This is a genomic window from [Clostridium] symbiosum (genome assembly GCA_036419695.1).
Lineage (GTDB): Bacteria > Bacillota > Clostridia > Lachnospirales > Lachnospiraceae > Otoolea > Otoolea symbiosa_A.
The window spans coordinates 2,819,715-2,831,202 of the sequence record CP143946.1 but is presented as its reverse complement, the minus strand read 5'-3'; the positions used below and the strand labels follow the sequence as shown (position 1 = coordinate 2,831,202).

At 50.2% G+C, this 11,488-nt stretch carries 5 protein-coding genes; 4 read left to right on the top strand and 1 reads right to left on the bottom strand.

Annotation, left to right across the window (positions count from 1 at the left end; all coding sequences use genetic code 11):
• The first annotated feature begins 197 nt into the window (after window positions 1-197).
• Both V3C10_12975 and V3C10_12970 read left to right on the top strand, forming a co-directional pair.
• Complete coding sequence (locus tag V3C10_12975) at window positions 198-422, top strand: hypothetical protein (protein WVP60232.1); 225 nt, start codon at window positions 198-200, stop codon at window positions 420-422.
• Window positions 423-482: 60 nt separating this feature from the next.
• Window positions 483-794 (top strand): hypothetical protein, encoded by a 312-nt coding sequence (locus V3C10_12970; protein WVP60231.1) that lies wholly within the window; start codon window positions 483-485, stop codon window positions 792-794.
• Window positions 795-952: 158 nt separating this feature from the next.
• On the opposite strand, the gene V3C10_12965 is transcribed toward V3C10_12970, so the two are convergent.
• Complete coding sequence (locus tag V3C10_12965) at window positions 953-2,059, bottom strand: DUF362 domain-containing protein (protein ID WVP60230.1); 1,107 nt, start codon at window positions 2,057-2,059, stop codon at window positions 953-955.
• A 374-nt stretch (window positions 2,060-2,433) separates the two neighbouring features.
• Here V3C10_12965 and V3C10_12960 point away from each other — a divergent pair, with 374 nt between their 5' ends.
• A complete protein-coding gene (locus V3C10_12960; GenBank protein WVP60229.1) occupies window positions 2,434-3,714 on the top strand; it encodes an aminotransferase class I/II-fold pyridoxal phosphate-dependent enzyme in 1,281 nt (426 codons plus the stop codon).
• A 415-nt stretch (window positions 3,715-4,129) separates the two neighbouring features.
• Window positions 4,130-11,413 (top strand): SpaA isopeptide-forming pilin-related protein, encoded by a 7,284-nt coding sequence (locus V3C10_12955; protein WVP60228.1) that lies wholly within the window; start codon window positions 4,130-4,132, stop codon window positions 11,411-11,413.
• Window positions 11,414-11,488: the final 75 nt, after the last annotated feature.

Sequence of the window (11,488 nt, the reverse complement as noted above, 5' to 3'; positions counted from 1 at the left end):
GAATCCGGGCAGAAAAAGTTCCTGTTCACTCCGTGCCCAGCAATACGCTACGCGATGCACAGAAACGGTAAAAACACCGTTTCGCGCCGTAATCCTCGGGTTTTCTGTGACTTACGCTACGCTGCACTCACAAAAAACGCCTCGCGGAATATAACCTGTTCACAAAAATATATTTTTCCTTTCCCCACGGGCAGGCTATGACCGGGACCGAAGACACCGGGGCTGCTGTCCGCCCCGTCCCTGGGGCTGTTGGTGATGATGGCAGCCTCTTTTTTGGGGAGGGGAGAGTGGTTGTTTCTGCTTTTTGGCGGAAGCTTTATGCGGGTGAGGGGGAGAAAGTTGGGCCGTGGGAAATCAATTTTGGAGAAATACCAGGTTTAGAAAAATTCATTTTTGATTGGTTGAGAATTGTTGAGTGGTGAAATACGATTGCGGTTTATGGATAGAGTTTGTTTCTTTTTTGATTAAGGGGCAGGCTTTTTTTGTTTTTAAGTTTTAAGGGAGGATGTCTGGATGATGAAGTCGGAGAGGTTAAAGCCGAAGAGGCTAAAGCGGGGAGATACGGTTGCTGTTGTGAGTTTATTGACCGCCATCCGGAACGCCGCCCCGCCCCAATCCTCCACCCCAAGAAAAATCAGAACAACCAGCTGCCGCAGGCCGGAGCGGAGTGGTATGCGATACACTCGGCGTCTTCAGTCCCGGTCACAATCTGCCTGTGGGGAAGAAGGGGGAAAAAGATTCCGGAGGGAACCTGGGAGTTCATCGGCACTTACCGAGGTTTTTCACGAGGTTAGTGCCGTTATGTACTCCGAAGAGCGCAAGCGTTTCCCGGAGGAACTTTTTCTGCCCGGATTCCCCACCCGCGACAAAACTAAAGCCCGGGACTGAAGACTCATCCTCCCCCTCTCACCATTCCGCCCCCCGGCCGTCCCGGCGGCGTTCTCATTTTTCATCAAATCTCAATTAATTCATATTCCATCGACCCAATCCCCAGCTTCTCAGCATGTTCCAGAGCCACTTTCCAGTTTGTTTCTGGGTGGATATCCGTGAAATGGTCATGGTGGCAGTGCTCACGCTCATCCAGAATGGTTCCAGGAATGGCTGGCTGTCTGTTTACGGCATCGGCACAGGCCATATCAAGGGCAACCGGATCAAAGGAAGCAAACATTCCCACATTGGGGATAATAGCTGCATCGTTTTCCGCATGGCAGTCACAGTATGGCGATACATCCACCACGAGGCTGATGTGGAAATGAGGCCTGTCTTTTAATACGGCGTAAGAATATTCCGCAATTTTTTTATTTAAGATGTCATTGGACTCATCGCCGCGGTTTGCAACGGCATCCACCGGACAGACACCGATACAGCGGCCGCATCCCACACATTTATCGGAATCAATCGATGCTTTTTTGTCTGTAATGGTAATTGCATCGTGGGCACAATTGCGTGTGCAGGCTCCGCAGCCGATACAGCGTTTTGTCAGGACAAAGGGGCTGGTGGCATTGTGCATCTCCATTTTTCCGGCCCGGGAACCGCAGCCCATGCCGATATTCTTCAAAGCTCCGCCGAAGCCGGTAGCTTCATGTCCCTTGAAATGGCTTAATGAGATAAAAATATCCGCATCCATAATGGCGCGTCCAATTTTAGCCTCCTTTACATATTCCCCGTCGATTGGCACAAGGACGTCATCCGTGCCTTTAAGACCGTCGGCAATCAGAAGATGACAGCCGGTGGTAAAAGGATTGTATCCGTTCGTGTAGGCTGAATCCAGGTGATCCAGCGCATTTTTACGTCCTCCCACATAGAGGGTGTTGCAGTCGGTGAGAAAGACCTTGCCGCCCTGTTCCTTGATCAAATCCACAATAACCTTTGAATAGTTGGGGCGCAGATAGGCCAGGTTACCCGGCTCCCCGAAATGGATCTTGATGGCGGTGTACTGGTTTTTAAAATCAATCTGTTCCAGCATACCGGCTCTCTTCACGAGACGGGCCAGCTTTTGAAGAAGATTTTCTGAAAATGTAGCCCTTAAGTTTGTGTAGTATACTTTTGAAGCAGTCATAGATACCTCCCTGAGTTTTTTTATGTGCTTGATGTTTTTATAAATGATTTGAATAGATATAAATTCTTTGAAATTATATCACAAAGAGGAGAGGAATGCTACTGTAATAAGACAGGCCGGATGCAGCAGAGAGAATTTTTGATGAAAAAATCGGTTGTATATTAACCATTGCCGGACAGCATCATGGTTTCCTGAGAGATGCAGAAGACGACGGTTGATAACTACAGTATATGACAGAGGGGCAGGATGTTCAGGGCAGACAGGAGAAATTTTGAAAATGCGCTCTGTGATATTGTACTGTCAGGAATTTTATGGTAGACTGTAAAATAATTTTACAACATTATAATGATTTATATTCAGAGGAGGACACACCAATGAGCCAAGAGCGTTCAATTGAGACTACCTGTATCCAGGGCGGCTGGCAGCCGAAGAATGGCGAGCCGAGGATACTTCCTATTTATCAGAGCACAACATTCAAATATTCCACCAGTGAGCAGATGGGACGTCTTTTCGATTTGGAGGAGAACGGCTATTTCTATACAAGACTTGCCAATCCCACCAATGACGCTGTGGCCGACAAGATCCGTGAGATGGAGGGCGGAGTGGCGGCAATGCTGACCTCATCCGGCCAGGCTGCCAATTTTTATGCCGTTTTCAATATCTGCAATGCGGGTGATCACTTCATCTGTTCCTCCACTGTTTACGGCGGAACATCCAACCTCTTTGTCGTTACGATGAAAAAGATGGGCATTGAAGTTACACTGGTTGATCCGGATGCCCCGGCGGACGAGATCGAGAAGGAGTTCCGTCCGAATACGAAATGCGTATTCGGCGAATCACTTGCCAACCCGGCCATGGTGGTGCTGGATTTTGAGAAGTTTGCAGCCCTTGCACATAAACATGGGGTTCCTTTTATCGTAGATAATACATTTGCAACGCCGATTAACTGCCGCCCGTTCGAGTGGGGCGCAGATATTGTAACCCATTCCACGACAAAATATATGGACGGCCACGGAATGAGCGTGGGCGGGTGTATCGTGGACAGCGGCAACTTCGATTGGGAGGCCAATGCGGAGAAATTCCCGGGACTTACAACTCCCGATGACTCCTACCACGGAATTATCTATACACAGAAGTTCGGCAAAGGAGCTTATATTACAAAGGCAACAGCACAGGTAATGAGAGACCTGGGTTCCATCCAGGCGCCTCAGAATGCCTTCCTTTTAAACATCGGCCTTGAGACGCTCCATCTGCGCATGCCACGGCACTGTGAGAATGCGATGAAGGTTGCCGAATTCCTGAAAGCCCATGAGGAAGTGGCCTGGATCAACTATCCCGGCCTGGAAGATGATAAATACCACGATCTGGCTATGAAATATATGCCGAACGGTACCTGCGGCGTTATCGCATTCGGATTAAAGGGAGGCCGTGCAGCGGCTGCCGAATTTATGGATAAGCTGAAGCTGGCCGCCATCGTTACCCATGTGGCCGACGCCCGTACCTGCGTGCTTCATCCGGCCAGCCATACACACCGTCAGCTTTCCGACGAACAGCTCGTAGAGGCGGGCGTAGATCCGTCCCTGATCAGACTGAGCGTCGGTATTGAGAATGCGGATGATATCATCGAGGATATCAGACAGGCCCTGGAAGACTAATTGACAGAGACAGAAGTAATAAGATGATAATACGGCAATGAAAAGGCCGTTCCGAGAGCAGACAAAGGACAGAATATCCTGCCCGTCCCTGCCCCGGAGCGGTCTTTTTTTAATTCACAGGAAATTATGTCCTATGAATCAAAAAACGCTCCGCGAGGATGCACACGCCGCGCAGAGGCAAATCGCTGCTGAAGCAGCCGCGCGGCAGCGAAAGAGTCCCGCGGGCGGGATCCTTTGTCTTGCGCAAAACATGAAATATGTGTGCACTTAAAATGTGTTTTGGTAAAATAAAGTTCATTATGGTAAGGCGAATTCAGGCTCGTTAATTATTTGCTATAATACATCAGAAAAGAAGAACAGTTGGGAACCGACAGGAAATAATGATGTAAAAAAGATACGAAAGAGGAGCTTGAGGATGAGAGAGACAGTGAAAAAATTTAAGGCCGAGTGGAAACAGAGATTTTCATGGGTTCTGATTTGCGTGATAATGTTCCAGACCATTACCGTGGGACAGGGATTGCCCGCCTATGCGGGAGGAAGCAGTAAAATCGATATTAAAGATTACGCAACACCCTCAGAGGCATTCGACTATATAGAGCTGTGGTCGGAAGAAGACAAAGTACAGGCCGACGGATTTGAGCTGAATCTTGAGCTTGCGTTTAACAACGATTTTCTGGAGCAGGAAGTCGAAAAAGCCCTTGAAAAAGCCGGGGACGATTATATTAACGAGTGTGCGGACATTGATTTCTCTTTCAGAGTGAAATGTGAGTTTTTGAAAGAAAACATGGATTTCAAGCCTCAGAAAATCGTCTATGGTGGAGAGGCCATAGGCACCCTGATAACCGAAAATCATAAGAATTACCTGGATATCAGAATCGAATTTAATAAAGAAGTAATATATAGCAGTGAAAATATTAGCGCCGGAGGCAGTTTGTCGCTGGAGGTTTCAGAGGGCCATAACGGCGCCGGGATTCAGATAAAAGACAATAAGGACGGAAGCGTCACCGTTAAAATCGGTTCGGGAGAGCCGGACGATCCCGACGAAAAAGGAGCCTATTCGATCAGTAAGAAAGCATCATCCAGTGAGGCGGATGCCGGTATCACTTATACGATCACGGCCAGGGCCTCCTCCTCGGAAGCGGCTTCTGCCTCCGAGCCGGCCAGCACATCAAAGCTGTCTTCCAGATATGACGACATCGATGACTGGGACACCTGGCAGGCCATGGACGATGATGATGAGGATGTGGAGGAACCCGGAACAAGCAGCCAGATAAGGAAAAGGAAACACACAAAGAAATCCGCCGGTATAAAGAAAGCGATGGGACTCGAAAAATCCTATTCTCTGGAAGGAAAGTACATCATTGATGAGATCCCGTCCGAGCTGGAAGTAATCGGAATTTACGCTGGTTCGGGAGATGACAGGGAGGAACTTACACCGCTTCAGGATTACTATAAAGACGGAAAAGTGGTCTATCCGATTGCCAGCCCATCCTCTGCCGGAATGAAGTCGGATACCGCAGGCAATATCACGGAAGCGGTCATCACCGTGGAGACGAGACTGAATGATTCCATCATCACCGGAATGGAAAAGTGGGGGACTGTCCGTGAGCTGGATGTGGAAAATAAAGTAGCGCTGCGCGACAATGCGGCGGGCACAAAAGATTTGGCCTCCGATAAGACGACGACCCACAAGAGGCTGGAACAGACAATCACGAAAGACGGACAGGAAGTCGGGGTGGACGGCAGGGTGATCCGCTGGAATATCCGTCTTAGCACGGTACTTGTTGCCGTTGATTCGGCGTATCTGATCGACTGGCTCGGCGACAGGCTTACATACAGCGGCGTTATCCACGTAAAAGACAGCAATGGCGGCGGGGATGGGGAGGATGTGGCATTATCGGACAGCGATATTTCACTCGATTTGGGAGAAACTTCGCCGGATGCTTATTTTAACAACGCGGATTCCATGAAGGAATTTATGGAACTGGTATCGGAAAAGGTGCCGTCATCCTCTTCAGAAGCGGTGAAATTCACATATACCTATAAAGACAGGGAAACTTCCGGTAAAGAGACGGTTCACACCGCAACCGGTTTTATTCTGCCTGCCCTTAATTTGATTAACCGGGATCTGGAAATCGTGTATGATACGGACGTTGGGATGGGAGGCCATACCGTGACAAGCGGAAGCGGCACCGTGACGAACAACGCCGCCTTTGTCCACAGGCATTATAAAGGGGAAGGACCGGGAGAATGGGAGTGGCCGGAGAGCGTCGATCTTAAAAAAGAGGTTGAATACAACCACGAGGCCCTGAAAAAGTCTGTAACAAATTATGATATGGCTACGCAGACCATGAGCTGGAAGTTTGAAATCAACCGCTCGAAGTCCAGGTTGGATGAGTTCACGCTGACCGATGTGTTTGATAACGGCAGACAGGTGATTCTGGAAAATGAGGGCGATCTAAAGCAGGGGAAGCTGATCCTGCACAAGGCGGATCGGACTGCTTTAGAGAATGAGACGGATTATGAATTATTGGAGGGCGCATCTCCCGACTATTTTACCCTGATCGATTCAGACAATCAACATACACTGACCGTGCATCTTGAGGACGTAGAGCCGGAAGATTATTATTACTTTACGATAAAAACCAGGGTTATTGATCCCGAAATTCTGGGCAATGAAGATGCAGTGCTTAAAAATACCGCATCATATCAGGTTAAAACAGGAGAGCAGGACTACGAAGGAGAAGCTTCTGCCGTCCGGAAGATAAAGATGCCGTTTATCAGCAAGGATGCCGTTGATACATATGATTATGAAAAGAACCTGGTAAAATGGAAAATCGGTTACAATGACGACAATATTCTTTTGAAGGATTCCATTTTGACGGACAGCCTGCCGGAGGGAGTAATCTTTTCCCCGGACGGTGTTGCGGATGGCCAGGCGGGAAATGGTTGTGAAATTACGGGAATTGAGGTTAAGGAGAGGACTTCGTCGGGCATTGGGGATTATAAAAAAGTCACTTTTGAAAAACTGCCAACGGAACCGAATGCAACGCCGTCGGATGCGGAAGAGGTGCTCAGATACAGACTGAACGATTCAGAAAACCATATCCTATCCGTTCTCACAAGGACAAATACGACGGACAGGGGTTACAGCAAACAGGATATGATTTTCGTACTGTATGAAAAATCTGCGTCGGGGGACGGGCTTGGACAGATGATCAGCGAGAACGCCTTCCGGCTCGAATTTACAACGTATGTGGAGGAACCCTACAGGCGGAAGGAATTTAAATCAAACGATTCCATTTTGCTAAACAATACGGTGAGACTTGACAGCTTTGTCATCTCTTCGCGGGAGGAGCAGGGAACCCCCGTCAAAATCGAGAGAACGGCGGATGCAAACCATGTTGCCGCTAAACAGATAACAAAAGAGGGGCAGTTTCACAATTACAATAAAAATGGCGGGGAATACGACGGCCTGCCCTGGCTGGAATGGGAAGTGACGCTCAATAAGACAGGCGCCGATTTCTCGGGAGTCACCGTGAAGGATGAGATGCAGGATTACCTGGAACTCGATCCCGACAGCCTGCAGATTTATAAAACTTCGATGAATCCGTCGGGGGAAATCACAAGTCCCGGACAGATGACGCCGCTTACCACAGGAGAACTGGATGAGAATTTCACGATCCTTAAAAATGGGGCATATTTTGACATTTCCTATCAAGAGAATGCACCGCTTGCCAATACCCCAATCGTGTTACGGTATCATACAATGATTGTAGATTCGGTACCGGACGGAGGCGTGAAGAATAAAGTTATCGTCAACTGGCCGGACGGCAGAAGCGATGAATCTGAGAGTACCAATACGGACGCGAATAATTTCAGAAACACCGTATTTGGCCAGCTGTCAAAGCTTAAAATGGCAACCGTCACAAAAAAGAGCGCAAACTCCGCCGGAGGAGGCCATGTGCTGGAGGGGGCGAGGTTCAACCTGGTTCCTGTATATGAACGTTCCTCACCGGGGACAGAGAACCTGTGGACTCCGGTCAATGACGCCACGATGGTGAAATCCAGGACCAGTAACAGCTCCGGGCAGATGTTTTTTGTCCGGCTGAAGAATGATGTAATCTACCGGCTGGATGAGACGAAACCGGCCCAGGGCTATGATCTTGATTCTTATGAGACACAGTATCTGCTGTTTACGGGCGGTATGCCTGAAAAACTGCCTTCTGATATTTCAAAGGATGCACTTCATGTGCAGGATACCGGAAGCGGCGTGCTCAAGATGAACATGGATGTCCTGAATTCGCCCCGGACCGGAGCGGATAACAGGCTGGAATTTAGTAAACAGGATCAGTCCGGAACCCCGTTAGACGGCGCTGATTTCCTTTTAACGGATCCGAGCGGCAGGCTGAACCCGCGAAGGCCGGACAGTTATGAAAATGGAAAGGTAATTTTTGAAAATCTGGATCCCTCTATGACTTATCATCTTGAGGAGGCAGCGCCTCCCTACGGTTATCAAAAAGCGCCGGGATATCTGGAGGTCAAGGTGCTTCACGACGGTGAAAACGGGTTTAAGGTGGAGACAAAGGCAGTCGGCGGATTTCCCTATACGGCGGACAGGACGGCCAGCCCTTCGGAAGCCGTTGTGACCAACACACGGCTGCTCACGGACCTTGCCTTCTATAAGACGGATCAAAATTATCATCCGGTCGACGGCACGGTTTATCCGATCCGGTTCCATGTGGAAAGAAAAGAGAAGGGGGAGGCAGATACCGCCTATGCGCCTTATCCAGGCAGTGATTCAGATTCGGTGCAGATTGATGAGGACGGACTCGTAGAGCTTTATGCCCTGCCATGCGGCGTCTACCGCCTGACCGAAGATTTTGAGGCGGTAAAAGATAAGCTGGCCGGGGAACAGAAGCCACAGGTGATTGTCGTGTACATAGAGCCGGATACATCATCCTACAAGTCCACGGAAGTGACCTTCTATAATGTGACGGAAAAGGAAACAGATGCGGCAGAACCGGTTCCGGGAGTGCTGAACGTACCGAGCGGCCTTATTATGCCGAAGGACGCTAAGGCGCTTAACGTGGTTAACGATTTTCCGTACGGGTATATCCAGGTTAACAAGACAAAGGCCCTGAAGCTGGACGGCAGCCTGATCATGACGGATGAACCCGTCGAAGGAGCCGTATTTGAAGTGTATGAAGGGGTAAAGGACGGAACTGTCTGGAAACCGATTGACGGGTCACAGCCGCTTCTCAGCCTCAGAACCAATTCCGGGGGCCATTTTGACCGTGAGGATATGGGAAAATTACTTATGGCAGGCAGGACCTATCTGGTCAAAGAGGTGGATTTGCCGGATGGCTTCTATCACGACAGCACCTTAAATTATCCCGGATATGACGGCCTGGAAACCAGGGGATTTATCCCCGTCACCATCGAAAAAGCCGGAGAAACATATTACATCGGCGCTGCGGAGCAGGGCGGCTCAATGCCTTATTCAAAGGACGGAAGGTATGCTTTCGGCACTGCAGAGCTTAGAACAGACGCCGACCCATCGCTTCTGTATTACAATATTGAGGCGTTGACGGGCAATATCAGGGGAGTCAAATACGGGGCATTCTATAACAGCAGCGGAACTGCCCTGAGAAAGCCTCTGGAGGGCGTTACATTCAGGATTACGCAGCTGCCGGTCACCGATACTTCTTACACCGGCACCGCGGTGACGGATGAGAAGGGCATTCTGCTCTTTGAGCACGTTCCGGCCGAAGCAGAGGGAACCGGCTACCGCCTGGAGGAAGTGGTACAGGCAGACGGTTACCAGACGCCGGACGGCAGCTCGCGGTTCGCAAGGGATATTATGGTAAAAGCGCATGAGACAGCCGCGGCGGATGATAATGGGGACACACTTGCCTTTATAAATGAACCTCTGGCTTTTGCACTCAGAGTGAATAAAACGGATTCCGACAGGGAACCCCTTGCCGGAGCGCAGTTTGAACTTCAGGTGAAGTCGGAGGACGGCTCGGTGACAAAGCTCTGTACCCTGAAAGAGACGGCGGGAGGAGTCCATGTCCTTCCGGATCCGGCCGTAGATGGGGAACTGATGAACCTTGGCAGCCCCGGCATCTGGGATTATTTTACCTACACAGGACGTGAGGATGTGGACGGCGCCCTCATTTCCGGCACGGAGCGTCCGGCGCTCTTCTACAGCGGTGATTTTGAATATCAGATAATGGAAGTAAACGCGCCGGAAGGCTACACGGCTGACGGCGGTATCTATACGGTTGATAAAAAAGAGGCCCAGGGCCTTAACGGCGGAGAATACAGGATCTCCAACGAAGCGGATGGAAACAGCTTTGTCAATGAGTGCTATAAAAATTCACTTCTGATTGAAAAGAGAATCGAAGGTGAAGATGGCTCCATTCTGTCGGGGGCCGACGGAGCCGATCTTTCGGGATTCCGTTTCCTGCTGACCGGAAAAGACGTTTCCGGAAAGGCAGTGGAGGAGCGGATCGGTGAAAAGGAGATAACCGGCGCCAGGGAGATCACAATCGTCCCGGCGGAGGGCATTTATCTTGAAATGGGAGCCGGCGGAACAATCGTTGTGGACAATGCCGGAGCCGGAACCTATATGATAAAGGAATTAGACAGCAGCCTGACCGCGCCGGGAGGAGCCTATCATCTGGATACAGAAGGTAAGACCGTGAAAATCCGGAAAAAAGAGACGGAGCCGGCAGGGGAGAAGGCGGTCTTCACAAACCGTCTGAAACGCGGTACCATAACGGGCCGGAAGGTAACCGCACCGGTGACGGAAAATTCCAGGGGACTGGAGGGCGCTGTGATGGGACTCTTTAAGGAGGGGACGGAGCGCTTTACGGCGGCCGATGCGTATCTGGGAAAAACGGCTTTAAGCGGCAGTGACGGCCTGTTCCGGTTTGAGGATGTTCCCTATGGAACGTATCTTGTTGCCGAGATAATGCCTCCGTCGGGCTACTATCTCAATGAAACGACGTCCTACCGCGTCACGCTTTCTTCCGATACGGAGAATCATGGAATAGAGCTTACAGGGAATCCTGCATCGGAGCTCACGGAAGCCGGTACAGACAGTGAAATCGTGATTGGTGACAGGAAGAAGGAAAGCGGAAGCCACGGCGGAAGCGGAGGCGGAGGAACCACCCCGGGTGGAAGCGGCGGCAAGGAGCCGACAGGACCGGGAGCCGAAACAAAACCGGAGGAAACAGGGACCCGGGAAAATCCGACCCAGGAACATGAAGCAGAAGAGAGTACCGCACCGCCCGCACAGGTACCGCCGGCTGTCATTCCTCCCTCGGATCAGAATGGAGCGCCGCCTGCAGTGATAGAAAAAGCACCGGACGGAGGAATCCGTGTGGAGATCCCGGATGACCGAATCGACCGGGTTATAGTCAAAAATGACCAGAATGAGGAGGTATTCCACGGAAAATACGATAACGGCGTGACAATAGACAGAACATTACCGGCTGGAAATTATGGCCTTACCACCATTGATGAAAGCGGCGTCCCACTGGGAGAATACCTGTTTACCATCGACGACAGCGGAGTGCCTTTGGCATCCCTTCCGAAAATGGGAGAGAGGACGGCTCTGTATCCGGCGCTGCTCCTGATTATGTTCGGAGGAATTCTCATGATGATATACGGCAGGAGAAAACGCCGGTAAGGTGACGCAACGGTTTAACGAAAATGGGATGCCCCGGTGGTAAAACCGTCGGGTGAAAAGCGGTAGGGTGAAATT

Bases quoted from the DNA above. Each gene is read 5' to 3' on its own strand.
- V3C10_12960 (WVP60229.1), top strand. From the start codon at position 2,434: ATGAGCCAAGAGCGTTCAATTGAGACTACCTGTATCCAGGGCGGCTGG.
- V3C10_12975 (WVP60232.1), top strand. From the start codon at position 198: ATGACCGGGACCGAAGACACCGGGGCTGCTGTCCGCCCCGTCCCTGGG.
- V3C10_12955 (WVP60228.1), top strand. From the start codon at position 4,130: ATGAGAGAGACAGTGAAAAAATTTAAGGCCGAGTGGAAACAGAGATTT.
- V3C10_12965 (WVP60230.1), bottom strand. From the start codon at position 2,059: ATGACTGCTTCAAAAGTATACTACACAAACTTAAGGGCTACATTTTCA.